This window comes from Senimuribacter intestinalis (assembly GCF_943192965.1).
GTDB lineage: Bacteria > Bacillota > Clostridia > Peptostreptococcales > Anaerovoracaceae > Senimuribacter > Senimuribacter intestinalis.
Genome location: NZ_CALPCF010000002.1, coordinates 162563 through 187998 on the forward strand (window position 1 = coordinate 162563; position 25436 = coordinate 187998).

At 43.7% G+C, this 25436-nt stretch carries 36 protein-coding genes and 2 riboswitches; of the genes, 35 read left to right on the forward strand and 1 reads right to left on the reverse strand.

Annotated features, from left to right (window positions below; genetic code table 11):
- The first annotated feature begins 11 nt into the window (after positions 1-11).
- The 24 genes from rpsC (at position 12) to rplQ (ending at position 12190) form a co-directional block, all read left to right on the forward strand.
- The gene (rpsC, locus tag NFR88_RS02750; RefSeq protein WP_160201962.1) at positions 12-890 is read left to right on the forward strand and encodes a 30S ribosomal protein S3; all 879 of its coding nucleotides are present in this window, start codon (positions 12-14) and stop codon (positions 888-890) included.
- 26 nt (positions 891-916) lie between these two features.
- Positions 917-1348 (forward strand): 50S ribosomal protein L16, encoded by a 432-nt coding sequence (rplP, locus tag NFR88_RS02755; protein WP_160201961.1) that lies wholly within the window; start codon positions 917-919, stop codon positions 1346-1348.
- Positions 1348-1551 carry a 50S ribosomal protein L29 gene (gene rpmC, locus NFR88_RS02760; protein ID WP_160201960.1) on the forward strand — a complete coding sequence of 68 codons (204 nt, stop codon included), beginning with the start codon at positions 1348-1350 and terminating at the stop codon, positions 1549-1551. Before rplP ends, rpmC begins: the two co-directional genes overlap by 1 nt.
- Before the next feature lie 18 nt (positions 1552-1569).
- Entirely contained in the window at positions 1570-1830 is a 261-nt protein-coding gene (gene rpsQ, locus NFR88_RS02765) for a 30S ribosomal protein S17 (RefSeq protein WP_160201959.1), read from the forward strand.
- A 14-nt stretch (positions 1831-1844) separates the two neighbouring features.
- Complete coding sequence (rplN, locus tag NFR88_RS02770) at positions 1845-2219, forward strand: 50S ribosomal protein L14 (protein WP_160201958.1); 375 nt, start codon at positions 1845-1847, stop codon at positions 2217-2219.
- Positions 2220-2233: 14 nt separating this feature from the next.
- A complete protein-coding gene (gene rplX / locus NFR88_RS02775; protein ID WP_160201957.1) occupies positions 2234-2539 on the forward strand; it encodes a 50S ribosomal protein L24 in 306 nt (101 codons plus the stop codon).
- A 17-nt stretch (positions 2540-2556) separates the two neighbouring features.
- The gene (rplE, locus tag NFR88_RS02780) at positions 2557-3102 is read left to right on the forward strand and encodes a 50S ribosomal protein L5 (RefSeq protein WP_160201956.1); all 546 of its coding nucleotides are present in this window, start codon (positions 2557-2559) and stop codon (positions 3100-3102) included.
- 9 nt (positions 3103-3111) lie between these two features.
- Positions 3112-3297: a type Z 30S ribosomal protein S14 gene (locus tag NFR88_RS02785; protein WP_160201955.1), complete on the forward strand. Its 186-nt coding sequence runs from the start codon at positions 3112-3114 to the stop codon at positions 3295-3297.
- Between the two features lie 178 nt (positions 3298-3475).
- On the forward strand, positions 3476-3874 hold the full coding sequence (gene rpsH, locus NFR88_RS02790) for a 30S ribosomal protein S8 (RefSeq protein ID WP_160201954.1): 399 nt from the start codon (positions 3476-3478) through the stop codon (positions 3872-3874).
- A 13-nt stretch (positions 3875-3887) separates the two neighbouring features.
- On the forward strand, positions 3888-4430 hold the full coding sequence (gene rplF, locus NFR88_RS02795; RefSeq protein WP_160201953.1) for a 50S ribosomal protein L6: 543 nt from the start codon (positions 3888-3890) through the stop codon (positions 4428-4430).
- An 18-nt stretch (positions 4431-4448) separates the two neighbouring features.
- A complete protein-coding gene (rplR, locus tag NFR88_RS02800; protein WP_160201952.1) occupies positions 4449-4814 on the forward strand; it encodes a 50S ribosomal protein L18 in 366 nt (121 codons plus the stop codon).
- Positions 4815-4830: 16 nt separating this feature from the next.
- Positions 4831-5334 (forward strand): 30S ribosomal protein S5, encoded by a 504-nt coding sequence (rpsE, locus tag NFR88_RS02805; protein WP_160201951.1) that lies wholly within the window; start codon positions 4831-4833, stop codon positions 5332-5334.
- Positions 5335-5347: 13 nt separating this feature from the next.
- Positions 5348-5527, forward strand: coding sequence for a 50S ribosomal protein L30 (rpmD, locus tag NFR88_RS02810; protein ID WP_160201950.1), 180 nt, complete (start codon positions 5348-5350; stop codon positions 5525-5527).
- A gap of 20 nt (positions 5528-5547) precedes the next feature.
- Entirely contained in the window at positions 5548-5988 is a 441-nt protein-coding gene (gene rplO, locus NFR88_RS02815) for a 50S ribosomal protein L15 (protein WP_160201949.1), read from the forward strand.
- A gap of 7 nt (positions 5989-5995) precedes the next feature.
- Entirely contained in the window at positions 5996-7276 is a 1281-nt protein-coding gene (gene secY, locus NFR88_RS02820; RefSeq protein WP_160202030.1) for a preprotein translocase subunit SecY, read from the forward strand.
- Between the two features lie 17 nt (positions 7277-7293).
- Positions 7294-7938, forward strand: coding sequence for an adenylate kinase (locus NFR88_RS02825; RefSeq protein ID WP_161880235.1), 645 nt, complete (start codon positions 7294-7296; stop codon positions 7936-7938).
- A 1-nt stretch (position 7939) separates the two neighbouring features.
- Positions 7940-8686, forward strand: coding sequence for a type I methionyl aminopeptidase (gene map / locus NFR88_RS02830; RefSeq protein ID WP_251613396.1), 747 nt, complete (start codon positions 7940-7942; stop codon positions 8684-8686).
- A 19-nt stretch (positions 8687-8705) separates the two neighbouring features.
- Positions 8706-8924, forward strand: a complete 219-nt coding sequence (gene infA / locus NFR88_RS02835) for a translation initiation factor IF-1 (RefSeq protein WP_067532786.1) — start codon at positions 8706-8708, stop codon at positions 8922-8924.
- Positions 8925-9061: 137 nt separating this feature from the next.
- On the forward strand, positions 9062-9175 hold the full coding sequence (rpmJ, locus tag NFR88_RS02840) for a 50S ribosomal protein L36 (protein ID WP_050738992.1): 114 nt from the start codon (positions 9062-9064) through the stop codon (positions 9173-9175).
- A 121-nt stretch (positions 9176-9296) separates the two neighbouring features.
- The gene (rpsM, locus tag NFR88_RS02845) at positions 9297-9665 is read left to right on the forward strand and encodes a 30S ribosomal protein S13 (protein WP_160201946.1); all 369 of its coding nucleotides are present in this window, start codon (positions 9297-9299) and stop codon (positions 9663-9665) included.
- A 17-nt stretch (positions 9666-9682) separates the two neighbouring features.
- Complete coding sequence (rpsK, locus tag NFR88_RS02850; RefSeq protein WP_160201945.1) at positions 9683-10081, forward strand: 30S ribosomal protein S11; 399 nt, start codon at positions 9683-9685, stop codon at positions 10079-10081.
- A 22-nt stretch (positions 10082-10103) separates the two neighbouring features.
- Complete coding sequence (gene rpsD / locus NFR88_RS02855) at positions 10104-10724, forward strand: 30S ribosomal protein S4 (protein ID WP_160201944.1); 621 nt, start codon at positions 10104-10106, stop codon at positions 10722-10724.
- Positions 10725-10773: 49 nt separating this feature from the next.
- Positions 10774-11718: a DNA-directed RNA polymerase subunit alpha gene (locus tag NFR88_RS02860; protein ID WP_160201943.1), complete on the forward strand. Its 945-nt coding sequence runs from the start codon at positions 10774-10776 to the stop codon at positions 11716-11718.
- Positions 11719-11848: 130 nt separating this feature from the next.
- Positions 11849-12190: a 50S ribosomal protein L17 gene (rplQ, locus tag NFR88_RS02865; RefSeq protein WP_161908366.1), complete on the forward strand. Its 342-nt coding sequence runs from the start codon at positions 11849-11851 to the stop codon at positions 12188-12190.
- Between the two features lie 93 nt (positions 12191-12283).
- Here the strand turns inward: rplQ and NFR88_RS02870 are convergent, their stop codons facing one another.
- Positions 12284-13195, reverse strand: a complete 912-nt coding sequence (locus NFR88_RS02870; protein ID WP_251613398.1) for an Rpn family recombination-promoting nuclease/putative transposase — start codon at positions 13193-13195, stop codon at positions 12284-12286.
- A gap of 276 nt (positions 13196-13471) precedes the next feature.
- A riboswitch (cobalamin riboswitch) is annotated at positions 13472-13663 on the forward strand.
- 115 nt (positions 13664-13778) lie between these two features.
- On the opposite strand from NFR88_RS02870, the gene NFR88_RS02875 reads away from it, so the two are divergent.
- The 11 genes from NFR88_RS02875 (at position 13779) to NFR88_RS02920 (ending at position 25392) form a co-directional block, all read left to right on the forward strand.
- Positions 13779-14687 (forward strand): energy-coupling factor transporter transmembrane component T, encoded by a 909-nt coding sequence (locus NFR88_RS02875; protein ID WP_251613400.1) that lies wholly within the window; start codon positions 13779-13781, stop codon positions 14685-14687.
- The gene (locus tag NFR88_RS02880; RefSeq protein WP_251613402.1) at positions 14660-16306 is read left to right on the forward strand and encodes an ABC transporter ATP-binding protein; all 1647 of its coding nucleotides are present in this window, start codon (positions 14660-14662) and stop codon (positions 16304-16306) included. Before NFR88_RS02875 ends, NFR88_RS02880 begins: the two co-directional genes overlap by 28 nt.
- Positions 16285-17217 carry an ECF transporter S component gene (locus NFR88_RS02885; protein WP_251613404.1) on the forward strand — a complete coding sequence of 311 codons (933 nt, stop codon included), beginning with the start codon at positions 16285-16287 and terminating at the stop codon, positions 17215-17217. Before NFR88_RS02880 ends, NFR88_RS02885 begins: the two co-directional genes overlap by 22 nt.
- Before the next feature lie 118 nt (positions 17218-17335).
- A complete protein-coding gene (locus NFR88_RS02890; RefSeq protein WP_251613406.1) occupies positions 17336-18631 on the forward strand; it encodes a fibronectin type III domain-containing protein in 1296 nt (431 codons plus the stop codon).
- A 1-nt stretch (position 18632) separates the two neighbouring features.
- Positions 18633-20000: a DUF4430 domain-containing protein gene (locus NFR88_RS02895; protein ID WP_251613408.1), complete on the forward strand. Its 1368-nt coding sequence runs from the start codon at positions 18633-18635 to the stop codon at positions 19998-20000.
- Positions 20001-20045: 45 nt separating this feature from the next.
- On the forward strand, positions 20046-21131 hold the full coding sequence (locus NFR88_RS02900) for a fibronectin type III domain-containing protein (RefSeq protein WP_251613410.1): 1086 nt from the start codon (positions 20046-20048) through the stop codon (positions 21129-21131).
- Positions 21132-21146: 15 nt separating this feature from the next.
- Entirely contained in the window at positions 21147-22433 is a 1287-nt protein-coding gene (locus NFR88_RS02905) for a fibronectin type III domain-containing protein (protein ID WP_251613412.1), read from the forward strand.
- Positions 22434-22746: 313 nt separating this feature from the next.
- Positions 22747-23301: an RNA polymerase sigma factor gene (locus NFR88_RS02910; protein WP_251613414.1), complete on the forward strand. Its 555-nt coding sequence runs from the start codon at positions 22747-22749 to the stop codon at positions 23299-23301.
- Positions 23298-24116: a hypothetical protein gene (locus NFR88_RS02915; protein ID WP_161908375.1), complete on the forward strand. Its 819-nt coding sequence runs from the start codon at positions 23298-23300 to the stop codon at positions 24114-24116. Before NFR88_RS02910 ends, NFR88_RS02915 begins: the two co-directional genes overlap by 4 nt.
- A gap of 142 nt (positions 24117-24258) precedes the next feature.
- A riboswitch (cobalamin riboswitch) is annotated at positions 24259-24458 on the forward strand.
- Positions 24441-24572 (forward strand): hypothetical protein, encoded by a 132-nt coding sequence (locus NFR88_RS15030; protein WP_275557584.1) that lies wholly within the window; start codon positions 24441-24443, stop codon positions 24570-24572. (Overlaps the previous riboswitch by 18 nt.)
- A 52-nt stretch (positions 24573-24624) precedes the next feature.
- A complete protein-coding gene (locus tag NFR88_RS02920; protein ID WP_251613417.1) occupies positions 24625-25392 on the forward strand; it encodes a sugar phosphate isomerase/epimerase family protein in 768 nt (255 codons plus the stop codon).
- The last annotated feature ends 44 nt before the right edge of the window (positions 25393-25436 follow it).

Consider the following 25436-nt stretch of genomic DNA (forward strand, 5'->3'; position numbering starts at 1 on the left):
AGGTTCATTGAATGGGTCAGAAAGTAAGTCCACATGGATTGAGAGTGGGCGTAATCAAAGACTGGAATTCCAAATGGTATGCAAACAAGCACAACTTTGCAGACATGCTGGTTGAAGATAACAAAGTCAGAGAATACGTAAAGAAAAAATTATATGCTGCAGGCGTTTCTAAAGTGTTAATTGAAAGAGCTGCAGAAAACAAAATCAGAGTCATCGTTTTAACTGCAAGACCTGGTATGGTAATTGGACGTTCCGGCAACGGCGTTGAAGAACTGAAGGCTGCACTGGTTAAAATGACAAAGAAAGAAGTAGAGATTTCCATCGAAGAAGTTAGAAGATCTGAACTCGATGCACAGCTGACAGCTGAGTCCATCGCACAGGCATTAGAAAGACGTGTATCTTTCAGAAGAGCCATGAAACAGGCAATGGGCAGAACCATGAAAGCTGGCGCAAAGGGAATCAAAGTTCTCTGCTCCGGAAGACTGGGCGGTGCTGAAATCGCTAGAAGTGAAAAGTACAGCGAAGGTAACGTTCCTCTCCACACTCTTCGAGCTGATATCGATTATGGGTTTGCGGAAGCAGACACCACTTATGGTAAGATCGGTATCAAAGTATGGATTAACCACGGAGAAATCCTCGACAAGGGATTACAGAGCCCGGTTCGCGAAGAAAAGCGTGAAAAGAGAGACAGAAGAGGCAAGAAAGACGGCGACAGAAGAAGAAACGATAGACGTGGCGACAGAAAGAGAAATGATCGCGGCGACAGAAACGACAGACACGAAGCGCCGAAAGCTGTAAACCCGAGAGTTAGAAAGACTCCGAAGGTAGAAAAAGTAGAAGAACCACAGGTAGAAGCAGCAGTGGAAACTGCAGAAGCTACTGAAGAATAAGCACTGAAGAAAGGAGGAACAAAGCCATGTTAATGCCAAAGCGCGTTAAACACAGAAGAGTTCATAGAGGTAGAATGAAGGGCGTAGCAACCAAGGGCAACACAATTACCTACGGTGCATATGGCCTGGTATCACAGGAATGTGGATGGATCACCTCCAATCAGATCGAGGCAGCTCGTATTGCCATGACAAGATCTATCAAAAGAGGTGGTAAAGTATATATCAAGATTTTCCCACACAAGTCAGTAACAAAGAAACCTGCTGAAGTACGTATGGGTTCCGGTAAAGGTGCACCTGAGTACTGGGTAGCAGTTGTAAAACCTGGCAGAGTCATGTTTGAGATTGAGGGGGTAACTGAAGAACAGGCAAGAGAAGCTATGAGACTTGCTATGCACAAGTTACCTGTTAAATGTAAGTTTGCCATCAAGGAAAACGCAGCAGAGGGTGGTGAAGCATAATGGAATTAAAGAAAATGAGAGAAATGACAGAAATCGAGCTCGCAGCTGAGCTGGAAAAGATGAAAAAAGAACTGTTCAACTTGAGATTCCAGCACGTAACAGGCCAGCTTGAAAACCCTGTTAAAATGAGAGAAGTAAAGAGAAACATCGCTAGAGTGAAAACTATCATAAGAGAAAAAGAACTGGAAAAGGTTCAGGCTTAAGAAAGGAGGATGTAAATTATGGCAGTTGAAAGAAACAGAAGAAAGACTAAAGTCGGCATCGTAGTAAGCGATAAGATGGATAAGACTGTAGTTGTTGCAATCGAAGACTTCGTAAGACATTCCCTTTACGGCAAAGCTGTAAAAAGAACCAAGAAGGTGAAGGCTCACGATGAAAACAACGAATGCCAGATTGGCGATAAAGTTAGAATTATGGAAACAAGACCTCTGTCCAAAGACAAGAGATGGAGACTTGTGAACATCGTAGAGAAAGTTAAATAAGGAGGCACCAAATCATGATTCAGACTGAAACTAGATTAAGAGTTGCTGACAATTCAGGTGCAAAAGAACTTTTATGTATCCGTATTCTGGGCGGTACTTCCCGTCAGTATGCGAATATCGGTGATGTAATCGTTTGTGCTGTTAAAGAAGCAACACCAGGCGGCGTCGTTAAAAAAGGTGACGTTGTCAAGGCTGTAGTGGTTAGAACTAAGAAAGGTGCCAGAAGAGCAGACGGCAGCTATGTAAAGTTTGACCAGAACGCTGCAGTAATCATTAAAGATAAAGAAGACAAGAGCCCAGTGGGAACACGTATCTTCGGACCTGTTGCAAGAGAGCTCAGAGATAAGGGCTTTATGAAGATTGTGTCATTGGCACCAGAAGTACTGTAAGGAGGTGTTGACAGATGCGTATTAAAAAAGACGACACAGTAATTGTGATTACTGGTAAAGATAAGGGCAAAACAGGCAAAGTCCTGAAAGCTATGCCGAAAGAAAACAGAGTCATCGTAGAAGGCGTAAACATTCAGACTAAGCACCAGAAGCAGACAAGAACTGCTAAGGCTGAAATCAAACATGTAGAAGGTCCAATCGACGCTTCTAACGTAATGTTCTACGATACAAAAGCAAAAGCAGCAGTAAAGATTGGTTACAAAGTTGATGGCGACAAAAAAGTTAGAGTCAACAGAAAGACCGGAGCTGTAATCGACTAAGAAAGGAGGAGACGATTTTGACAGCAAGATTAAGAGAAACTTATAAAGAAAAAGTATTCCCAGCACTGCAGGAAAAGTTCCAGTACAAAAATGTAATGGAAGTACCTAAGCTGGAGAAAGTTACTATAAATATGGGTCTTGGCGAAGCAAAAGAAAATGCTAAGATTCTGGAAACAGCCGTAAAAGAAATCGGACTGATCACAGGTCAGAGACCGGTTGTAACAAAGGCTAAAAAGTCCATCGCTAACTTCAAAGTGAGACAGGGCATGCCGGTTGGAGCAAAAGTTACTCTGAGAGGGGATAACATGTATGAATTTATTGATAAGTTCTTCAACATCTCTCTTCCTAGAGTAAGAGACTTCAAGGGTGTTAGCAAAAACTCTTTTGATGGCAGAGGAAACTATTCCATGGGTATCAAGGAACAGTTAATCTTCCCTGAAATTAACTATGATGATGTTGACACAATCAAAGGTATGAACATTGTATTTACGACGACGGCTAAGACTGACGAAGAAGCAGCAGCACTGCTTGAGCTTCTGGGCATGCCGTTCGAAAAGCAATAGGAGGTTAAGATGGCTAAGACATCTCTAAAAGTAAAACAGCAGAGAAAACCGAAGTACTCCACTCGCGCTTATACAAGATGCAGACTTTGTGGAAGACCTCACTCTGTATTAAAGAAATACGGCATCTGCCGTATCTGCTTCAGAGAGCTTGCTTACAAAGGTGAAATCCCTGGCGTAAGAAAAGCTAGCTGGTAAGAATTCGTTAAATCAGTGCGAAGGCGAAGCCCTAACCCGATTTCTGAAAGAAATCGCTGGTAGGTCTTGTGCGAGAAATTCCCAAATCTCCGATTTGGTGAATTTTACCGCCCCGATCTCAGCAAAAAGAAAGGATTAGACGCTTCGAACCGCGCAAGAGTAAAGGAGATATACTGTAATGACAATGACAGATCCAATAGCAGATATGCTAACAAGAATCAGAAATGCCAATACTGTAGGTCATGAAACAGTTGAAATCCCTGCATCAAGAATCAAAAAATCTATCGCAGAGATTTTACTGGAAGAAGGCTACATTAATGGATTCGAAGTTATAGACGATAACAAGCAGGGCATCATCAAAGTTCAGATGAAGTACGGTGCCGGCAAAGAAAGAGTTATCACAGGAATTAAGAAGATTTCAAAGCCTGGTCTGAAAGTTTACGCAAAGGCTAACGAAGTACCAAAGGTACTGGGCGGTCTGGGAATCGCAATCGTTTCCACATCTAAAGGTGTAATCAGTGACAAGAAAGCAAGACAGCTTGGCGTTGGCGGCGAAGTCATCTGTTATGTATGGTAGGAGGTAATGAATTATGTCTAGAATAGGTAATAGACCTGTTGCACTTCCTGCCGGCGTAGAAGTTACTGTAGATGCAAACAATCTTGTAACAGTAAAAGGACCGAAAGGTCAGCTGCAGGAACAGGTAAGCAAATTAATCAGCGTAGAAGTAAAAGAAAACGAAATTTTATTTACCAGACCTTCCGATGCTAGAGAGTACAGATCTCAGCACGGTCTGGCAAGAACACTGGTAAACAACATGGTAGTTGGCGTAACTGAAGGTTACCAGAAGAAACTCCAGTTGATCGGTGTTGGTTACAGAGCAGAGAAAAAAGGTGACACACTGGTTATGAACCTTGGATATTCTCATCCTGTAGAAATGAAAGACCCTGAAGGAATCACAACAGAAGTTCCTGATGCTACCACTGTAGTAGTAAAGGGTATCGACAAAGCAGTTATCGGAAACTATGCGGCAAACATCAGAGCTTGGAGAATGCCTGAACCGTACAAAGGAAAGGGTATCAAGTACGAGGACGAAGTTATCCGCAGAAAAGAAGGAAAAGCTGGAGCTAAATAAGGAAAGGAGTGAAGAAAAATGGCAAAAGAAAGCAGAAACGACAGACGTGTTAAGAGACACGAAAGAGTCAGAAAGAATTTATCCGGAACTCCTGAGAAGCCTAGACTTTGCGTTTTCAAGTCTAACAAGAACATTTCTTGCCAGATTATCGACGACGTAAACAAAGTTACTTTAGCTTCTGCATCTTCCCTTGATAAGGAACTGAAAGCCGAAATCGGTTACGGTGGAAACAAGGAAGCTGCAAAGAAAGTCGGTGAAGCCATCGCAAAGAGAGCACTGGCAAAAGGAATCGAAGTTGTTGCTTTTGACAGAGGCGGTTTCCTCTATCACGGAAGAGTGAAGGAACTGGCTGATGGCGCTCGCGAAGGCGGATTAAAATTCTAACAGGAGGAGATAAGGAATGCGTAATATCATTGATGCATCCAAGCTTGACTTAAAAGAAACTATCGTTAATATCAGACGTGTAGCTAAGACTGTTAAAGGCGGTAGAAACATGAGATTCAGCGTAACTGTAGTAGTCGGCGACGGCAATGGCTATGTAGGCGTTGGTCTTGGTAAAGCACAGGAAATTCCTGAAGCTGTAAGAAAAGCAACAGAAGATGCTAAGAAGAATTTAATATATGTTCCTACAGTTGGAACAACTATCCCACATAGAAACGTTGGTATTTTCGGCGCAGGTAAAGTTTTACTGATGCCTGCTGCACAGGGTACCGGAGTTATCGCAGGTTCCTCTGTACGTACCGTACTGGAAGCTGCAGGTATCAAAGACGTGAGAGCTAAGTCCATCGGCTCCAGCAACACTGGAAACATGGCTTATGCAACTTTGGAAGGTCTGAAGAGCCTGATGACTGTAGAAAAAGTTGCTAAGCTGAGAGGCAAAGCTCCTGAAGAAATTTTAGGATAAGGAGGAACGTTTCATGGCTATGTTAAAAATCACATTGACAAAGAGCACAATTGGCGCTTCCCCTAAACAGAGAAAAGTTGTCGAAGCGTTAGGACTGAAGAAGATGCATAGAAGTGTCGAATTAGCTGACACACCTGCAACTCGCGGTGCTGTAGCAAAAGTAGCACATCTTGTTACTGTAGAAGAACTGTAAGATAGGGGGTGCAAGGTAAAATGAAACTGCATGAGTTAAGAGCGGCAGAAGGTTCCACTAAAAACCGCAAAAGAAGAGGTCGTGGTACTGCTACCGGCCAGGGTAAAACCGGCGGCAGAGGTATGAACGGTCAGAAGTCCAGAAGCGGCGGCGGAGTCAGACTTGGCTTCGAAGGCGGACAGATGCCACTTTACAGACGTCTTCCAAAGAGAGGATTCACCAACATCTTTGGAACAGAGTATACAATTGTTAATGTAGAAGATCTTAATAGATTTGAAGCTGGTACTGAAGTTACACCTGAGCTGTTGAAAGAATTAGGCATGGTAAAACAGGTGAAAGACGGAATCAAGATTCTTGGAAATGGAACTTTGAACATCGGTATCACAGTAAAGGCACACAAATTTACTAAGAGCGCAATTGAAAAAATCGAAGCTGCTGGAGGAAAGGCAGAGGTGATTTAAGATGGAGATGCTTAAGACTATTTCACAGGCATTTAAAGTCGCTGAAATAAGAAGCAAAATGATTTTCACGCTGTTAATGCTGGTCGTTTTTAGAATCGGATCCAACATTCCTGTACCGGGAATCAACAGAGGTACGCTGGCACAGATGTTTACAGGTGAAACCGGATTATTCGACTTGTTCGACCTGTTTTCCGGTGGATCTTTCAGTCAGTTCACCATATTTGCTTTAAGTATTACACCATACATTACGGCTTCCATCATTATCCAGCTTTTGACCATGGCTTTCCCTTATTTTGAAAGACTGGCAAAAGAAGGACAGGAAGGAAGAAAGAAGATGGCGCAGATTACTCGTTATCTGACCATCGTCCTTGCGCTGATTCAGGCGCTTGGCTTGACAGTAGGTCTGTTCAGAAGAGCAATCACCGACCAGACATGGTTCTCTTTCGCAGTAATTATTCTGGTTCTCACAGCAGGTACTGCATTCCTGATGTGGCTGGGTGAGCAGATCAACGAAAATGGAATCGGTAACGGTATCTCTCTGATTATCTTCGGCGGTATCGTTGCAAGAATTCCGAGCGGACTTCGCAGTTTATGGACGCAGTATAACGATGGAGCGCTTTCCATCGTAACACTGCTGGTGTTCGTAGTATTTGCAGTTGCAGTTATTCTGGGCGTTATTGAAATTCAGCAGGGTACCAGAAGAATTCCTGTACAGTATGCAAAGAGAGTTGTAGGAAGAAAGATGTACGGCGGACAATCCACCCATATCCCTCTAAAGGTTAACCAGGCAGGGGTAATTCCGGTAATTTTCGCACTGTCCATCCTGCAGTTCCCACTGACAATCACATACTTCTTCCCAGGCACTGCTTTTACTGAGTTTGTAACGAAGTGGCTGTCACCTGCCGGAAATCCGGGTGTATGGGTATATGCAGTATTTAATGTACTGCTCATCATATTCTTCAACTACTTCTATACAGCAGTTAGTTTTAACCCTGTGGAAGTAGCACAGAACATGAAAGCAAACGGCGGATTTATTCCGGGTATCAGACCGGGAAAAGCAACAGTTGAATATCTGAACAAAGTAATGTCAAGACTTTCATTTGTAGGCGCTATTTTCCTGGCAGTAATCGCAACGCTGCCGACAATTTTAGGCGTACTGGTTCCAGCACTGAAGGGAATGCACTTCGGTGGAACTTCTCTGCTTATCGCAGTAGGCGTTGCGCTTGATACAATGAAACAACTGGAAAACCAGATGGTTATGAGAAACTATCAGGGATTCCTGAAATAAGAGGAGATGAGCAAATGCTGAGAACAGTATTGTTAGGCCCTCCGGGAGCCGGTAAGGGCACACAGGCAGTGAAAATTGTGGAGAAATACAATATCCCACACATTTCAACTGGAGATATTTTCAGAGAAAACATCAAAAACGGAACAGAGCTTGGAAAGAAAGCACAGGAATATATGAACAAAGGTGAATTGGTTCCAGATGAGCTGGTAATCGATTTAGCAACAGACAGACTTCTTGCAGATGACTGCAGGAATGGATTCCTGCTCGACGGCTTCCCTAGAACTGTTTACCAGGCTGAAAAGCTGGATGAATTCTTAGAAGCGCATGGTCAGAAACTTGACACTGTGATTGATATCGAAGTTGAAAAGGAAGAACTGGTTACAAGAATCACCGGAAGAAGAGTCTGCAAGGCTTGCGGCGCTTCCTTCCATGTCGTAAACATTCCTCCTAAAAAAGAAGGCATTTGTGACCTCTGCGGAGGCGAGCTGTTCCAGAGAGCGGACGACACCGTTGATGCTGTTGAAACCAGAGTCGCAGAATACAACGAAAAGACCAAGCCTTTGGTGGATTACTACACAAAGGCAGGCAATGTCGTTACTATCGATGGAGCGCTTCCTCTCGACACTGTATTTGCTGAAATTGTAAAAGCTTTAGGTGAATAGTATGATCATCATCAAATCCAAACAGGAAATTGATTTAATGCGCGAGTCCGGAAAAGTTACCGGCTATATTCTAAAAACGCTGGAAGACTTTATTAAACCGGGCATGTCCACTATGGACATCGACCGCTATGTAGAGGAAACCATCCGTAAGAACAAAATGATTCCATCATTTAAAGGCTACGGTGGTTTTCCCGGCAGCGCATGTGTGTCCATTAACGAAGAGGTCGTGCATGGCATTCCCGACAAGCATCGAATCATTCAGGAAGGCGATATTGTCAGCGTAGATGTGGGTTCGACCTACAAAGGCTATGTCAGTGACGCAGCAAGAACTTACGCTATCGGCAAAGTTGCACCTGAAGCACAAAGGCTGATTGATGTTACCAGAGAAAGCTTTTTCGAAGGTATCAAGTTTGCAAGAGCGGGAAACAGACTGTCAGATATCTCTCATGCCATTCAGGTACATGCGGAGGGTGCAGGATTTTCTGTTATTCGTGACTTTGTAGGACACGGCGTAGGAAGAGATATGCACGAGGATCCGCAGATTCCTAACTACGGCAAGCCGGGAAAAGGACCGAGACTGGTCAGCGGTATGGTATTTGCTATTGAACCGATGATTTGTCAGGGCGGCTACGAAGTAGAGACGCTGCTCAACGACTGGACAGTGGTTACAGCTGACGGAAAGCTTGCAGCGCATTATGAAAATACTGTTGTTATTAATGATGGTGAGCCTGAACTGCTTACCTTATAGTAAAGAGAGAGGTGTATTTATGGCGAAAAAAGACGTCATCGAAGCAATGGGAACCGTTGTAGACGCACAGCCAAACGCTATGTTCAAGGTGAAGCTTGAAAACGGTTTTGAAGTACTCGCACACATTTCAGGAAAAATCAGAATGAATTATATCAGAATCCTTCCGGGAGATAAAGTGAAAGTGGAACTTTCACCTTATGACCTGACTCGCGGAAGAATTATCTGGAGAGATAAATAATTCCCTCGGCTCCGCCCTGGGAATTATAGACAAGATAAAATCTTTCGCAGCTTCGCTGTAAGGAAATCTTGTTTGAAATTCCCTCGACTTCGCTCAGGAATTATAGAAAATCGCATAGATATGGAGGAGGAATTAAAATGAAAGTTAGAGCTTCCGTAAAACCAATCTGTGAAAAGTGCAAAGTAATCAAAAGAAACGGACGAGTAATGGTTATCTGTGAAAATCCGAAGCACAAACAGAGACAAGGTTAATTAAATTCGTTAAATCCCCTGTGAGGACCAGGACCGCAGGGAAGATAAAATTTATTGTTATTAGAACCCCTGTCTGTATCACCCCTGGAAGGTGACGGAAGATAGGAGAAGGAGGAAACGTATGGCTCGTATAGCCGGTGTCGACTTACCAAGAGACAAAAGAGTAGAAATTGGTTTAACTTACATTTACGGTATCGGAAGAAAAACCTCAAATGTAATCCTTGAAAAAGCAGGCGTAAATCCTGATACAAGGGTAAAAGACCTGACTGAAGATGAAGCTGGTAAAATCAGAAAGATCATCGATGAAGAATACCTTGTAGAAGGTGACCTTAGAAGAGAGGTTTCTCTGAACATCAAGAGACTGATGGAAATCGGCAGCTACAGAGGTATCAGACATAGAAGAGGTCTGCCTGTTAGAGGTCAGAAAACAAAGACAAACGCTAGAACTCGCAAAGGTCCTAAAAAGACTGTAGGCAGAAAGAAGAAATAAGAAGGAGGTAGGAAACAATGGCTAAAACTGCTAAAAAGGTAGTTAGAAAAAAGAAAAGAGAACGTAAGAACATTGAAAAAGGCCAGGCACATATCCAATCCACCTTTAACAATACTTTAGTCACTCTTACAGATATGGACGGAAATGCACTTTCCTGGTCCAGCGCAGGTTCCCTGGGTTTCAAGGGTTCCAGAAAGTCTACTCCATACGCTGCACAGATGGCTGCTGAAGAAGCAACTAAAGGTGCACTGGAACACGGCTTAAAAACAGTTGAAGTTTACGTAAAGGGTCCAGGATCCGGAAGAGAAGCTGCTATCAGAGCACTGCAGGCAGCTGGTCTTGAAATCACTATGATTAAGGATATCACACCGATTCCGCACAACGGATGCAGACCGCCAAAGAGAAGAAGAGTCTAATTGAAGGGAGGAGTAATATAACATGGCAAGATATACAGACGCTAACTGCAGATTATGCAGAAGAGAAGGCCAGAAGCTTTTCTTGAAGGGTGAAAGATGCTATAGCGGCAAATGCGCAATTGAGAAGAGAAATTACGCTCCCGGTCAGCACGGTCAGTCCAGAAAGAAGACTTCTGACTATGGACTGCAGCTCCGCGAAAAGCAGAAAGCTAAGAGATTCTACGGAATGCAGGAAAAGCAGTTTAGAAATTTATTTGATAAAGCTGCTAGAAAACAGGGTAAGACAGGTGAAAACTTACTGATCTTATTAGAAACAAGACTGGACAACGCAGTTTACAGATTAGGTTTTGCATCTTCCAGAAAAGAAGCAAGACAGCTGGTTGTTCACGGACATTTCACAGTAAACGGCAAGAAAGCTACAGCTCCATCTATGCAGCTGAAAGCTGGTGATGTCATTAAAGTTAAGGAAAAGAGCACAAGCTCCCCTAAATTTAAGGAAATCAAAGAAATGTCAATCACTGTACCTTCATGGATGGCAGTAGACGTTGAGAAATTAGAAGGTAAAGTTGTTGCTATGCCAACAAGAGAAGATATCGATACTCCGGTTGCAGAGCACTTAATCGTCGAATTGTACTCCAAGTAAACAAGCGGCATAAAACCGGTATTACTTGGAATAAGAAGGAGGGTTTTTAGTGATAGAAATCGAAAAACCAACAATCACTAAGTTTGTGGACGAAGACGGTACTTACGGCAAATTTGTCGTAGAACCTCTTGAAAGAGGTTATGGTACAACACTGGGAAACTGCATGAGAAGAATTCTTTTGAGTTCGCTTCCGGGTGCTGCTGTAACTTCTGTAAAAATCGACGGAATACTTCACGAGTTTTCAACGATACCAGGTGTCAAAGAAGACGTAACAGAAATCATCTTAAACTTAAAGAAACTTGCTGTAAGACTGAACGGCGATAATACAAAGCGGGTAATCATCAATGCAGTTGGTCCAAAAGTTGTAACGGCTGCCGACATTATTGGTGATTCCGAAATGGAAATTTTCAATCCTGAGCTGCATATTGCAACACTGGAGGAAAATGCTACACTTGTAATGGAAATCAATCTTGCAAGAGGCAGAGGCTATGTACCTGCTGACCAGAACAAGACAGAAAGCACACCGATTTCAGTGATTCCAGTTGACTCTATCTACACACCTGTTAGAAAAGTCAACTATACAGTAGAGAACACAAGAGTTGGTCAGGTCACTGACTTTGACAGATTGATTCTGGAAATTTGGACAGATGGTTCCATCACACCGGAGGAAGGCGTATCCATAGGAGCGAAGATTATGCAGGAACACCTGAATCTCTTCATTCAGCTGGACGACTCCACCGATGGCATGGAAATCATGGTCGCAAAAGAAGAAGACCAGAAAGAAAAAGCGCTGGAAATGACAATTGATGAATTGGAACTTTCCGTTCGTTCCTTCAACTGTTTGAAGAGAGCTGCAATTAACACTGTTGAAGAGTTGACCGAACGCACCGAAGAGGATATGATGAAGGTTAGAAACCTTGGTAAGAAGTCCCTCGACGAAGTGAAAGCAAAATTAGAAGAATTAGGACTTGGTCTCAAACCAAGCGACGATTAATCATTTGCACAAACCATGATACGACTTGTGCCAAGCTGCTCACGCGGTTCGCAGGGCACAAAAGCATAAGGTCTCCCCATCAATTTCCCCTGGAAATTGGGGCGAGAACCATTACGAAAGGAGAATTGATATGCCAGGATATAGAAAACTGGGCAGACCTACTGCTCACAGAAAAGCTATGCTGAGAAATCTGGTAACTGATCTGCTCAGAGAAGGTAGAATTTCTACTACTGACTGCAGAGCTAAGGAAGCTAGAAGAGAAGCAGAAAAGCTGATTACACTTGCAAAGCGCGGCGACCTTCACGCAAGAAGACAGGCGCTGGCATACATCTACGACGAAAGCGTAGTAAGCAAGCTGTTTGATGAAATTGCACCAAAGTATGCTGACAGAAACGGTGGATATACAAGAATTCTGAAGCTGGGACCTAGAAGAGGCGATTGCGCTGAAGTAGTGTTCGTAGAATTAGTATAATCAAACATCAACTTAATACTAAACATGAAAACCCTGTAAGGCATACGCCTTGCAGGGTTTGTTCATTCTATATTTCTTTATGGATGGGAACGCTTAGTACGTCTTGCTATATTTTAAATAGTACTCTTGTGCTTTATCCTCGGTTAGGGAGAAGTGCTTTTGCAGCTTAGAGAGAATCTGTACCTGCGTCTTTCCTTCTTCCAGATTATCCAAAATAAGGGCGGCGATGCCCTGTTCTATACCTTCTGCTTTACCTTCTGCGAGACCTTCTCGTCTGGCTGCATCACGTTCCGTAGTACGGTCGTGTTTTGCCATCTCCTCATGCCATAAGAGAACTTCTAAGACTTCATCGTCTGTAACATTTTTGTATACCCGATCGGACATATGGATTGCCTCCTCATCAGTTTCTAAGAGTTTTGCAACATAGTCTTCTTTCTGGTCATCACCAACGTATTTTATATAGGAACAGAACTGCTCCAACGGGCTCATCAGCGAAGGATCTTGCGCCTGCAGTTTCCCCAACTCCAGAAAATGAATTTCCAGCTTGTCAGTCAGAGGGTACCCGTAGGTGTCCTCTGCCATGATAAACCGGGTATGGAAATCCGGAATATGGCTGAACTGTATGCCGTTGACAAAAGAGATGACTACGTTTTTCTTCATTTTATCATAGTTTTCCCCGGAATCCAATGAAGAATTTGTCATGCGGCAGCCATACAGCAGAATACGGTTTTCGAAGCCATCCTGTACTTTATTCTGCATTTCCACGTTGAACTGCTCTCCATCATGGGTTTTGGCGCGGATGTCCATAATCGTGCCTTTATCGCTCGGTTTGAAGCCTTTGTGCACGCTGTTTAGAACGGTAACCTCTGTAATGGGATCATCTTTGCGGTCCAGAACCAGATTCAGCATAGCCATCAGTGCATGGCGGGATGCATCTGTATCGGACGCATAGACAAAGTAGAAGACCAGATCATCAGTCAGGCGTAATTGTGATTTTTGTTTCATATTTCTCCCTTTCTTTGAACGAAATCAGCAAAATCAAAAAAGAGAAAATGACAAAATAGTAAAAGTTTGCCTTTTTCTCCTTGTACTAATTTTATCATGGAAAAATCCCCTAGTCAATACAAAATTTGGAAGATGATAGACTGAAAGAAGAAACGGGCTGCCAGCTATGTTTTGAGAAAATACTTTGTAAAAATGGTAAACTGATTTGGAAGCAGAGTTTTATACTGTACAAAGCTTTCCGCCTGTGCTATACTGTATATAAATCATTAGAAACAATTGAATGAAACTATTTCATGTTCTGATAAGTTGTCAGCTAAGAGGGAAGCAGGTGTGAGTCCTGCGCGGTTACCGTCGCTGTATTGAAGGAATGCTGCTAAGAAACCACTAACGTTTCGTGGTGAAACGTCGGGAAGGATAGCAGTGTGATGATTTCTGAGCCAGAAGACCTGCATGGAGTACTGAAGCGGCTGACGGTTATTGGCTAAGCAAGATAGAACATACAGAAAAAACGGACTGTAGCACCTTTGTGCTACAGCCTTTTTATTGTCTGAGGAAAATAATCTCATATCACAGGAGGTGGGCTATGGAAAATAAAGGACTTGGTGAAACGGCGGAATTTTGTTCCTTTCACCCCCTTGTAAACATTACCTATTTTGCACTGGTTGTGGGTATTACTATGTTTTCTATTTCACCGTACTTTTTGGCGGTGAGCCTGGTATTTTCCTGGAGCTATGCCTTCGTGCTCAAAGGCTTTAAGAGCCTGAAGCTGAACCTTGGGATTTCGCTGGCTATGCTTCTTGTCATGGTAATTATCAACATGTTCTTCAACAACAATGGAGAAACGGTGCTGATGTATATCAATACCAACAGGATTACAGCCGAGTCTATCGTTTACGGTATTGCATCTGCAGTTATGCTCATTGCCGTGGTTGTGTGGTTTTCCTGTTTCAACGTAATTATTACAGCGGATAAGCTGATTTACCTCTTCGGAAAAGTTGCACCAGTGCTGGGGCTGACCCTGTCCATGATTTTCAGATTTATCCCCCTGCTCAAAAACCGCTTTGCGGAAATTACTCTGGGACAAAAATGCATGAAACGCAGTCATACCGAAGGAAATTTAATCAGACGCGCCAGACAGCTTTTAAAGGAAGTATCCATCTTAATCGCATGGTCATTGGAAGCATCTATTGAAAGTGCCGACTCTATGGAAGCCAGAGGTTATGGACTGAAGGGCAGAACAAGCTTTCACCTCTTCAAGTTTTCGAGAAGAGATATTGCCATGCTGATATTGATGGCAGTGACGGCATGTCCGGTATTTTATGGGGCTTATCTGGGTGTTACCAACATGTACTTTTATCCGAAACTGGTCTTTCCTCAGTTGGATTTGACAACAGCGCTGATTTTAATCAGCTACGCAATTTTATCAGCGGCACCGATGATTGTCGATATCATAGGAGAATATAAATGGAAACAATTAGACTTGAACATGTGACTTTTTCTTATCCTCTAGCGGAAGGTAACGCCTTAAAGGATGTAAGTTTTGCTATAGAGCCCAGCGAGTTTATCGTACTGTGCGGCAAGTCGGGCTGCGGAAAAAGCACTCTTTTGAAGCAACTGAAGAAAAATTTGATTCCCTACGGCAATCTGCAGGGGCAGGTTTTGTACTGTGGAGAGCCTGTGGCAGACCTCGATGATCGGCGCAGTGTAACGGAAATTGGATTTGTACAGCAGAATCCGGACAATCAGATTGTTACGGATAAGGTTTGGCACGAGCTTGCCTTTGGTCTTGAAAGTTTGGGCATGGACAATGCGACTATTAAGCGAAAAGTGGCAGAAATGGCAAGCTATTTCGACATTCAGGGCTGGTTTCGCAAAAATGTAAGCGAACTGTCTGGCGGACAGAAGCAGCTTCTCAATCTGGCGTCCATTATGGCAATGCAGCCGAAGCTTCTGATTCTGGACGAACCGACTTCCCAGCTGGATCCTATTGCGGCTTCAGAATTTTTATCAACAATATATAAAATTAACAGAGATCTTGGTACGACCATTATTATTTCGGAACATCGCCTTGAGGAGATATTCCCTATGGCAGACAAAGTCATGGTTATGGACAAAGGTGAGGTTATCGCTTTTGATGAGCCGGGAAAAATTGGAGAATTCCTGTCCGGAGAATCAGAAGCGGATAGGCATCCAATGTTCTATGGGCTGCCTGCAGTGATGAGAATTTTTTCTAGTGTATTGCCTGATGAGAAGAGCCCGCTGACCATCAGAGAGGGCAGACTTAAGGCGGCAGAACTGCTGGAGGGAAAGAGCCCGGAGGTTACAACACCAGTAGAAGAGCAGCCGGCAGAGTCTTCCGGCAAGGCAGTAATCACGGTGAAAGACCTTTGGTTTAAATACAGCAGAGAAAGCGGTGAAGTACTGCGGGGTCTGAATCTTTCCGTGGAAGAGAATCAGTGGTATTGTCTTCTTGGCGGAAATGGAACCGGAAAGAGTACGACCCTGAAAATGATTGCAGGCATGCTAAAGGCGCAGCGGGGCACGGTGAAAACCGACAGGGATATCATGTCTATGCTTCCACAGAATCCGCAGGCGCTTTTTACAGAGATTACAGTGGAAGAGGAACTGCTGGAAGCCCTGCATTTTATGAAAATGTCAGACAGCAGCAGAATTGAGCATGTTAACGCTATGCTTAAGCTGATGGAAATAGAGCATCTTCGCAAGGCGAATCCTTACGATTTGTCTGGTGGAGAACAGCAGAGGCTGGCACTTGGCAAAATCCTTCTGCTGGAGCCTAAGATTCTGCTTTTGGATGAGCCGACTAAGGGGCTTGATCCTTTTTTCAAGAGAACCCTTGCGGGGATTCTGCGAAAGCTGGTGGAAAGCGGCGTGACCATTTTTATGGTTTCTCACGATGTAGAGTTCTGCGCAGAATATGCGGATAAGTGCGCAATGTTCTTTGACGGAGACATTGTATCTATTGGTGATCCGAAGACCTTCTTCTCCGGCAACAACTTTTACACAACCACGGCAAATAAGATTATTCGTCAGTGGAAGCCGGACGGTATCACCTGTGAGGAGGTGGCTGCATGGCTAAAAGCTACAATTTAACTCAGGTAGAAGCAGCACATCGTAAACGGACGCTGGTATCGGCAGCGCTGATTTTTCTGGCAATGCCACTGACAATTTTCATTGGACTGCAGTTTGGAAAGAGCAAGTTTATGATTGTCAGCGTGATTCTGCTGATTTATACCATGCTGCCTTTCTTCATGGTCTTTGAAAAACGAAAGCCAAAAGCGAGAGAAATCGTTCTTATCGCCATGATGTCGGCGCTGACGGTAAGCCTGCAGCTGTTTTGCCATATTACGCTGCCGCTGCAAATCGGTACGGCGATGATTATCATATCAGGTATTTCTCTGGGACCGGAGGCAGGATTCCTCATTGGTGCGGTATCCCGGTTTGTCTGCAATTTTTACATGGGACAGGGACCGTGGACACCGTGGCAGATGTTTTGCTGGGGCATTCTGGGCTTTCTTGCAGGTTTGGCATTTAACAAGGTGGATCTGGATGAGCTGAAATCACGCCACTTTAAGCTAATTATGGGACCAGTACTGTGCGTGATATTTGGAATACTGATCGCATATGTATGCTATCAGATATGGCCGGGCACAGACGGAACATTTTTCGGATGGAGACTCTATGTCTTCGGTTTTCTGGGACTTTTAGCGGGTGTGCTGCTGCAGCGAAAGCGGCTGCCTGTAGACGGAGTGACTTTGGCAATATTTACCTTTGTTACAACCTTCGTCCTTTACGGAGGGATTATGAATATATGCGCACTGGTAACATCAGCGGGCGCACCTGGAGCAGAATTATCTATTGAACAGATGAGACTTTTGTACATCTCAGGCGCACCTTATGATGCGTACCACGGCAGTACAGCGGCGCTATGTGTGTTTCTGTTTGGCAACAGCATCATAAAGAAATTAGAGCGGATTAAAATAAAGTATGGAATATATAAATAATGGTTTTCGCAGGTTGGCAGAGTGATTTGATGCCAGGTCCTTACTCTACAGGAGTCTCCAAAAGAGTAAGAAAAGCGGAATCTGATTAGAAAGATTTGGTTGTATAAAGGAGGAATCTATGAAAAGAAAACTACTATCCTTGTTTGTAGCGTTTTGTCTGGTCTTGTCGTTAATGACAAGCTTTGCCTTTGCGGCGGACAGTGACACACCGTACAATGAAGCGCTTGAAAAAACTAAGACCTATATTACAAAGCAGCTGACTGAAAAGGGTGCTACTTATGGAACAGAGTGGATGATTTTGGGACTGGCGCGTTCTGGTGCAAACTTGAATGACCAGCTTTTCAGCGATTACTATAACGATGTGGTGAAAACCGTCAAAGAATGTAAAGGTGTTCTTCATGCGAAGAAGTACACAGAGTATTCCAGAACGATTCTGGCGCTCAGTGCTATTGGCAAGGATCCAAGCAATGTAGGCGGTTATAATCTGCTGGAAAAACTGGCGGACTTCAATCAGGTTAAGTGGCAGGGAATTAATGGCACAATTTGGGCGCTTATTGCACTGGATTCTAAGAATTACACGATTCCAAAAGTAAAAGGCGTGGAAGTGCAGACAACCAGGGATAAACTGATTCAGGAAATTTTGAGGCAGCAGCTTACAGACGGTGGTTTTGCACTGTCCGGCTCCAAAGCCGATGTGGATATTACAGCTATGGCGCTGCAGGCACTGGCGCCGTATACTGGTCGCAGTGAAGTAAAGAAAGCTGTGGATAAGGCAGTGCAATGCTTGTCAGATATGCAGAAGGATAACGGTACCTATGATTCATGGGGAACTGAAAACTCTGAAAGCATTGTACAGACTATTGTTGCGATGACAGCACTGGGGATTGATCCGGGAAAAGATGCGCGTTTTGTTAAGAATGGAAAAAGCGCAGTTGATGGTCTGATGACCTTCTACGATGCACAGGGCGGATTCAGACATGTAAATACTGCTACAGGCGGCTACCAGCCGGTTATCAACGGCATGGCAACAGAGCAGGGGTATTATGGACTGGTGGCCTATGACAGATTTGTAAACAAAAAGAACAGCCTTTACGATATGACAGATGGTGAAAAACCGCTGACAAAACCTGCAAAGGCTACAATTTCTTCACTGAAATCTTCTAAAGCAAAGACCTTTGTGGTAAAGTGGAAAAAGGTTACAAATGCCAGCGGATATCAGATTGTTTACGCAGCAAACAGCAAATTCACGGCAAGCAAGACTGCGTCTGCTTCTAAGTCCACCTTGTCGAAGACTGTGAAGAGTCTGAAATCGGGGAAGACCTATTACGTTAAAGTCAGAGCTTACAGAACCGACGCCAAGGGGAATAAGATTTACGGAAGCTATAGTTCGGTAAAGAAGGTTAAAGTAAAGTAGTATGGATAAAGAATTTGAAAAGAAAGTCAGAATGAAGAGAATCCGGGCAGCGGCAGTGGCAATTATCGTCATTGCTATCGCAGCGTATCTGATTTATGATATGGATGTTGAGAAGGCTGACTACGGTGATTCTCTGCAGGAACAGATTACAGCTGCTCAGAGTCTTTACGATGAACAGAAGGTAAATGCTGGAAATGAAGAGGGACAGTATGCTCCATATACACTGCTTGCCTTTGCGCAGCAGATAAATAAAGCCAAAGCAGTAGCGGAGGATGAGGCCAGTGAGTACAACGCCGAAAAAGATGCCTACGAACAGCTAAAAGATGATATCAAGGCTTTTAAAAAGGCTGATAATAGCGATGTGGTATCTGTGGAAGACGCAGAAAAACTGGCTAAAGAAAAGAGATCTGAAAACTACACGGTTGATTTTAAAAAGGACAAAGAATTGTCTTATGTGATTGCAGGAGAAAATCTGAAAAAGCCGGTTACCATGAACCTGACTGCACAGGAAGAAGGACCATACTACAGTCAGATTTCTGAGATTCTTGCGGAACTTTCGCTGCAGGGGCAGGTGGTCTCTTTCTATCAGGATGGCAGCTTCGGCGGAAAAATTAGTGTGACTGCGCCGATGTATCTGGAAAAAGAGACAAAGGCGTATGCCTATAAAGTTGACCTAGAAAAGGGTACTTTAGAATATGTTTCCGATGCCAAGCTTTCCAAAGAGAGTCAGACGGCGACTTTCAGCGTGTCAGAAGGCGGCGATTACGTCATTGTCACAAAGAAAATGCACAAGGACGGCAAGAAAAAGAAACTGGATATCGAGGAACTGGAAGAAGAGGCACAGCAGGATGCTGAGAGCAACGATGGAAAAACAGGAGATAAGAAAGGCAGCAGTTCTTCTTCCAACAAGAATGGAAATTCTTCCAATGACAATCCTTCTGATAAACCAGAATCTAAGAATATTACCGTATCCATCGAAATTCGCTGCGATACTTTGGCGCAGGATTTATCCAAACTGGAGAATCCGGCTCTTGAGGCATATGTGCCATCTGACGGTACGATTTTGCCGACCACCAAGGTGACTGTAAAAGAAGGAAGCACAGTATTTGATGTGTTGAACAAAGTATGCCGGGATAAGAAAATTCACGTAGAGTCTTCTTATACACCAGCATTTGGTTCTTACTATATAGAAGGAATCAACTATCTCTACGAGTTCGACGGCGGTAATTTAAGCGGCTGGATGTACAAAGTAAACGGCTGGTTCCCAAATTATGGATGCTCTGCCTATACGCTGAAAGATGGAGATTCCATCGTGTGGGCATATACCTGTGATTTGGGTGAAGATGTAGGCTGCAAACTGCCGGAATAAATTTGCTTATAAAATATTGACATATATTTTAAGGAGGAAAAAAGAATGAAAAGAAAATTAGTATCTTTGCTGCTGGTTTTAACATTAGTAGTATCATCAGCAGCAGCGATGACCTGCCTGTCCTGGGCAGCAGAGAAAGACGCTACAGTTTATGTGACCATCAGCAATCGTGGTGATGTTGCCGTAACAGAAGACGGCGAAATCATGGCGGATGTAGCCGTAAAGGTTGCAGAAGGTGCAACAGTGGATGATGTCATGAAAGTATTCCATGAGACATACTGCAAGGACGGCTATGAGATGACAAATGGCGAGTGGGGTGCTTTTGTAGCTAAGCTTTGGGGCATCGAAACTACCAATACTTTATTCTTTGTGAATCATGTAGGGCTTGTAGAGGCAGTTGATGCTGCAAAAGTAAAGGATGGCGATAGAATCGTTGCGTCCATCAATGCAGATGACAAACTCTATTCTGACTTCTATAGCTATTTCAGCAAAAAGAAAACTACTGTCACCACAGGTGAAGAGCTTTCCCTGACACTGAAAGGCTTCTCCGGCATGCTGGGAGGAGATGCAGCGGCTATTGCAAATGCACAGCTGGGTGTTGTAACTGATAAAGGCTTTGTGGCACTGGAAGGTGTTGTAACTGACGAAGCAGGAAATGCTGTCATTAAAATGGATCCGGCACAGTTTGAAGTTGGAGAGACTTACGTAATTTCTGCAAAGGGCACAGTAGCAACTACTGCAACAGACTGGAGTGCAGAGGGAACCCCGACTGTGGATGTAGATGCTCCGATTATGGCGCCGGTTTGCAAAGTAACCGTGCAGAGCAAGACCGCTGCAGGCGTAAAAGCAACTAAAATTACCAATCTGAAAGCAGCTGCCTCAAAAGGAAAGGTGTCCCTGACCTGGAAGAAGAGCGCAGGCTATAAAGTAGACGGATATCAGGTGTACAGATCCGCTAAAAAATCCAGCGGATTTACAAAGATGATGACTACAAAAGCAAAGTCTTATAAGAACACAAAATCTCTGAAAAAAGGCACTCGTTACTATTACAAAGTGAGAGGTTACAGAACTATAGACGGAAAGACTGTTTATACTCAATGGTCGAACGTTGTTTCTGTAATTGCGAAATAATTAAAAGAGATGATTATGAAAAAAATATTAAGCGTATTTTTGTCTCTGACAATGGCTTTCACTCTAGTGCTTTCCTCGGCAGCTTCTGCTCATGGAGCAAGTGTAAGCTGGAAGACTGCCATGAGCAAGACCGAAAGCTATATGACAAAGAAACTGACAAATCCGACTTATGGCGACGAGTGGGCACTCCTTGGACTTGCCAGAAACGGGGCAGCGGTTACAGACGCTACATATAATAAGTACTGTAAAAATCTTGAAAAAGTTTTAGCAGATAAAAAAGGTGTACTGGATGCCCGTAAGTACAGCGAGTATTCCAAGGTAATTCTGACCCTGACTGCCATGGGAAAAGATCCTACAGATGTAGGCGGCTACAATCTTTTTGAAAAAGTAGCGGATTTTGAAATGGTAAAGAAACAGGGAATCAATGGACCTGTCTGGGCGCTGCTGGCGCTGGACTGCGGCGGCTATGAGATTCCAGAGGTAGATGGGATTTCTCAGCTTACAAGCAGGGAACTTTTGATTGAGAATATTTTATCTCAAGAAAAAGAAGGCGGCGGTTTTGCTCTGATTGGCGATGCAGCGGATGTGGATATTACCGCCATGGTACTGTCTGCTCTGGCACCATATCGGACGAGGGCTGATGTTGGGGCTGCTGTTGATCGCGCAGTTGCTGTGCTTTCTGAAAAGCAGATGGCAGACGGCGGTTTTGAAACTCTGAAAACTGCTAACGCAGAGAGCAGTGTGCAGGTTATTGTAGCACTGACTTCTTTGGGAATAGACCCTCATAAGGACAAGCGTTTTATTAAAAACGGCAAATCTGTTTTGGATGCTTTGCTGACTTATTATGCCACAGGCGGCGGGTTTCGTCATGTAAACAAGTCTGCAGTCGGCTACGAGCCGGTGGTCAATGGTCTTGCGACGGCGCAGGGATATTATGGACTGACGGCATACAGCAGGTTTTTAAATGGGAAAAATACGCTCTATGATATGAGAGATGGTAAAACCATTGCAAGACCAATAAAGCCGACAATTTCTTCACTGAAATCTTTAAAAACAAAACAGCTGACAGTGAAGTGGAAAAAGATTTCCGGCGTAAAGGGCTACCAGATTGTCTATGCCGCAAACAGTAAATTCACAGCGAGTAAGACAGCGACAGCTACTGCTTCCAGCGTGCAAAAGACTATAAAAAGCCTGAAAAAGGGAAAAACCTATTATGTGAAAATCCGGGCCTATAAAGACGATGGCGAGGGCGGCAAACTCTATGGTGAGTATTGCAGCGCAAAGAAGGTAAAAGTGAAATAAATCAAAGGAAAAGAGAACGTCAGGACTGATGTTCTCTTTTTTTCGGGATTATAGCGGATGAAAAGACGTATATTTCAATTCTTGTAAAGAAAAAGACTCCGCTTGGCAGCAGAGTCTTTTTCTTGCGATATTTAGTATTTAATTAAGAAAGAACGTTCAAAAGTGTGCAAACCATTAACTTTTGACTCCTTTAGTATATACGGTTTTTGTGGTAATTTCGAGAAGAAATTGAGCGTATTTATGTTTTTTTTGTGTGAGAAGTGTAACCTTGGAAATTGTTCTCCGTCTATAGAAGTGAAAGGAGGTGCAGCCAGTGAATGAAGAGGAGATTTTGATGCTCTACTGGCAGAGAAATCAGAATGCCATAGCCCAAACGGAGGCACTTTATGGAGGTCAACTTTTACGGCTGGCGGAAAATATTTTGCATAGTCGTCAGGATGCCGAAGAGTGCGTCAGCGATACTTATTTGAAAGCGTGGAATGCCATTCCGCCGAAAAGACCGAATCATTTGTTCGCATATTTGGCAAAAATCTGCAGGCTTACTTGTTTTGACAGACTGGACTGGAATCATGCGAAGAAGAGAAATTTTCCGGTGGTGGAATTATCTGTGGAGTTGGAGACGTGTATACCCGACGAATCTGTCCAGTGTAGTTTTACAGGGCAGGAAATCGGAGTGCTGCTCAGTTCTTTTGTGAAGCAGTTGCCCATTGGAAAAAGGCAGATGTTTTTGCGGCGTTACTGGCTGGGACAGTCTGTGGCAGAGCTGGCAAAAACCATGGGCATTAGTCAGAGTAAGGTGAAGACAGAACTGCATCGCACAAGAAAAGCGCTGCGCAGCTATTTAGAGAAAGAGGGGATTACAATATGAACGGAAAAGATTTATTGACAGGTTTGAGTTATATGCATGAGGATGTTATTTCGGATATTATTTCGGAAGCTTATGCGCCAGTGCATAAGAGAAAAGCACGCTCCAGAAATTTTTTAAAAGGGTTTGGATTGGCGGCAGCCTGTATCTGTATTGCGGTAACCGGTGTTTTTTTGCATAGACAGGGGTTGAATGCGCCGGCGACAGAACTGGTGCGGGTGGAACTTTCGGATATTGCAGTAAGTGAGCTTGCTAGTTTTAGCGCCGACAAAATCCACGTACCGAATAATTGCGTGGAAGAGGTTTGGGCGAAGGAAGAAATCAATGCATATTTCGGAAGGGATTTGTGGCCTGTGTATATTCCCAATGGGCTAGGAGAATCGCCTAATAACGATAAACAAAGCGTTCTTATGTTGGACGGCAAGCTATACTTGGATGAAATTTCTTTGGATTTTTACCATAGTTTTTATGAGGACGGTATGCCTATGATGACAAAAGGCGTGAATGCCGAGAGGGGATTTACTTTGAGTGCATGGAAAAAAGGGATGAGCAGAGACTACATGTGGATTAGTGAGGAACAGCAGCCTAAGACTTCCCTCATTGGAAATACGGAAGTCACCTTTGGGCACAGGGAGATGGAGTATGGACCTTATGATGAAAATACCCATGCGCCGGAGGGAACTTATGATTTATACGTAGCAACCTTCATAATCGATGATGTTCACTACGAGTTTGTCAGTCATCAACTGCCGCTGTCTGAACTGGTGAAGGTGATTACATCTTTTATCTGTGAAACAGAGCAGGTTGTGGTGGAGTAGTGAGAGATTTGACGTCTCGTGCACTGGTGCCGAAAAAGCTCGTTTTAGGTTAGGTGACTGTGCCGATTAGGCGACTTTATATAAGTAAATTGGAAGTGGGTTTTCATTGACTTTTCAGTTAAAAAAAGCTATAATAAAACTGTAATTCGATACAATCTCATGTTCCTTTTTGCGCTAGATTCTGATGTGCGAGGAGGCTAAGAGGGAAACAGGTGCAAATCCTGTGCGGTCCCGCCACTGTATTGGAGGAGTTTCTTCTAAGGCGCCACTGGAATATTTCTGGGAAGGCAGAAGAAATGCTGAGTCCTGAGTCAGGAGACCTGCATGAGAGGAATTTCCGGATTCGGCGGTGAACCGAACCTGAAAAAGAACAGCAAATACGGGCTGTGGGTTATCCACAGCCCTTTTTTTAAAGCGTGGATGACCGGCTTTTCATTCTTTTTTCATACAGATTGAGGCAGGTCTCGTCAGCCTGCCTCAACTATTTTTTGAAAGGAACCTAGAAGGTATGAAGGATAAAATTTGTATCGCGACATTTTCGGAAAACGCTGTAGAGGTTATTGCCAGATATGGTCTTGGAATAGAGCTTAACGATATTTGTATATCAGAAGCGCTGGATGCTGACCAGGAAGAAAATACCATCAGAGCAATGAGAAAGGAAATCTCTGACTCACAGGCAAAAAATGTTATTATGCACGGACCGTTTACGGAGATTATTCCAGCTTCTATCGACCACAGAGCGGTAGAGCTGGGACTTACCAGGCTTAATGAAGCGTATCGAATGTGTGAAAAATTGGGCGTGAATCGAATGGTTGTGCACAGCGGATATCAGCCGCTTCTATATTTCAAGGAATGGCACCATGAGAAATCTCTTTATTTCTGGAGAAAGTTCTTAGAGGATAAGCCGGCGGAGTTTACTATTTATATCGAAAATGTCTTTGAAGATGAACCGTATATGATGAAGCAGCTGTTAGAGGAGCTTGATGACCCGCGGGCACGCATTTGTCTCGATGTAGGCCATGCCAATGTCTGCACCCTGCCGGAATACGATATCTTTGACTGGCTTTCCGTGCTGGGACCTTATATCGGGCATTTTCATCTGCATAACAATGATGGAACGTCAGATTCCCATGGACCTGTTCATCAGGGGGCTATGGATATGAAAAAAGTTTTGCAGGAAATAGCAAGGCACTGCGGGCAAGATGTAACCATGACCATTGAAAGCAGGCAGTGTGCGGAAAGTGCTGCATGGCTTTGTCAATATTTTCGTGCATAGAACGTTTGTTTGTGGTAGAATAAAAGAGCATTTAAAATAAGGAG

Excerpts from the sequence above, each read along its gene's own strand:
- rplN (WP_160201958.1), top strand. The coding sequence starts at position 1,845 with ATGATTCAGACTGAAACTAGATTAAGAGTTGCTGACAATTCAGGTGCA.
- NFR88_RS02920 (WP_251613417.1), top strand. The coding sequence starts at position 24,625 with ATGAAGGATAAAATTTGTATCGCGACATTTTCGGAAAACGCTGTAGAG.
- rpmJ (WP_050738992.1), top strand. The coding sequence starts at position 9,062 with ATGAAAGTTAGAGCTTCCGTAAAACCAATCTGTGAAAAGTGCAAAGTA.
- rplP (WP_160201961.1), top strand. The coding sequence starts at position 917 with ATGTTAATGCCAAAGCGCGTTAAACACAGAAGAGTTCATAGAGGTAGA.
- rplX (WP_160201957.1), top strand. The coding sequence starts at position 2,234 with ATGCGTATTAAAAAAGACGACACAGTAATTGTGATTACTGGTAAAGAT.
- rpsH (WP_160201954.1), top strand. The coding sequence starts at position 3,476 with ATGACAATGACAGATCCAATAGCAGATATGCTAACAAGAATCAGAAAT.
- rplQ (WP_161908366.1), top strand. The coding sequence starts at position 11,849 with ATGCCAGGATATAGAAAACTGGGCAGACCTACTGCTCACAGAAAAGCT.
- NFR88_RS02905 (WP_251613412.1), top strand. The coding sequence starts at position 21,147 with ATGAAAAAAATATTAAGCGTATTTTTGTCTCTGACAATGGCTTTCACT.
- infA (WP_067532786.1), top strand. The coding sequence starts at position 8,706 with ATGGCGAAAAAAGACGTCATCGAAGCAATGGGAACCGTTGTAGACGCA.
- rpmD (WP_160201950.1), top strand. The coding sequence starts at position 5,348 with ATGGCTATGTTAAAAATCACATTGACAAAGAGCACAATTGGCGCTTCC.
- rpsK (WP_160201945.1), top strand. The coding sequence starts at position 9,683 with ATGGCTAAAACTGCTAAAAAGGTAGTTAGAAAAAAGAAAAGAGAACGT.
- NFR88_RS02885 (WP_251613404.1), top strand. The coding sequence starts at position 16,285 with ATGGCTAAAAGCTACAATTTAACTCAGGTAGAAGCAGCACATCGTAAA.
- rpsQ (WP_160201959.1), top strand. The coding sequence starts at position 1,570 with ATGGCAGTTGAAAGAAACAGAAGAAAGACTAAAGTCGGCATCGTAGTA.
- rpsM (WP_160201946.1), top strand. The coding sequence starts at position 9,297 with ATGGCTCGTATAGCCGGTGTCGACTTACCAAGAGACAAAAGAGTAGAA.
- NFR88_RS02900 (WP_251613410.1), top strand. The coding sequence starts at position 20,046 with ATGAAAAGAAAATTAGTATCTTTGCTGCTGGTTTTAACATTAGTAGTA.
- NFR88_RS02870 (WP_251613398.1), bottom strand. The coding sequence starts at position 13,195 with ATGAAACAAAAATCACAATTACGCCTGACTGATGATCTGGTCTTCTAC.
- rpsC (WP_160201962.1), top strand. The coding sequence starts at position 12 with ATGGGTCAGAAAGTAAGTCCACATGGATTGAGAGTGGGCGTAATCAAA.
- rplF (WP_160201953.1), top strand. The coding sequence starts at position 3,888 with ATGTCTAGAATAGGTAATAGACCTGTTGCACTTCCTGCCGGCGTAGAA.
- rplR (WP_160201952.1), top strand. The coding sequence starts at position 4,449 with ATGGCAAAAGAAAGCAGAAACGACAGACGTGTTAAGAGACACGAAAGA.
- NFR88_RS15030 (WP_275557584.1), top strand. The coding sequence starts at position 24,441 with ATGAGAGGAATTTCCGGATTCGGCGGTGAACCGAACCTGAAAAAGAAC.
- rpmC (WP_160201960.1), top strand. The coding sequence starts at position 1,348 with ATGGAATTAAAGAAAATGAGAGAAATGACAGAAATCGAGCTCGCAGCT.
- NFR88_RS02915 (WP_161908375.1), top strand. The coding sequence starts at position 23,298 with ATGAACGGAAAAGATTTATTGACAGGTTTGAGTTATATGCATGAGGAT.
- NFR88_RS02890 (WP_251613406.1), top strand. The coding sequence starts at position 17,336 with ATGAAAAGAAAACTACTATCCTTGTTTGTAGCGTTTTGTCTGGTCTTG.
- NFR88_RS02785 (WP_160201955.1), top strand. The coding sequence starts at position 3,112 with ATGGCTAAGACATCTCTAAAAGTAAAACAGCAGAGAAAACCGAAGTAC.
- NFR88_RS02880 (WP_251613402.1), top strand. The coding sequence starts at position 14,660 with ATGGAAACAATTAGACTTGAACATGTGACTTTTTCTTATCCTCTAGCG.
- rpsE (WP_160201951.1), top strand. The coding sequence starts at position 4,831 with ATGCGTAATATCATTGATGCATCCAAGCTTGACTTAAAAGAAACTATC.
- NFR88_RS02875 (WP_251613400.1), top strand. The coding sequence starts at position 13,779 with ATGGAAAATAAAGGACTTGGTGAAACGGCGGAATTTTGTTCCTTTCAC.
- NFR88_RS02895 (WP_251613408.1), top strand. The coding sequence starts at position 18,633 with ATGGATAAAGAATTTGAAAAGAAAGTCAGAATGAAGAGAATCCGGGCA.
- map (WP_251613396.1), top strand. The coding sequence starts at position 7,940 with ATGATCATCATCAAATCCAAACAGGAAATTGATTTAATGCGCGAGTCC.
- rplO (WP_160201949.1), top strand. The coding sequence starts at position 5,548 with ATGAAACTGCATGAGTTAAGAGCGGCAGAAGGTTCCACTAAAAACCGC.
- secY (WP_160202030.1), top strand. The coding sequence starts at position 5,996 with ATGCTTAAGACTATTTCACAGGCATTTAAAGTCGCTGAAATAAGAAGC.
- rpsD (WP_160201944.1), top strand. The coding sequence starts at position 10,104 with ATGGCAAGATATACAGACGCTAACTGCAGATTATGCAGAAGAGAAGGC.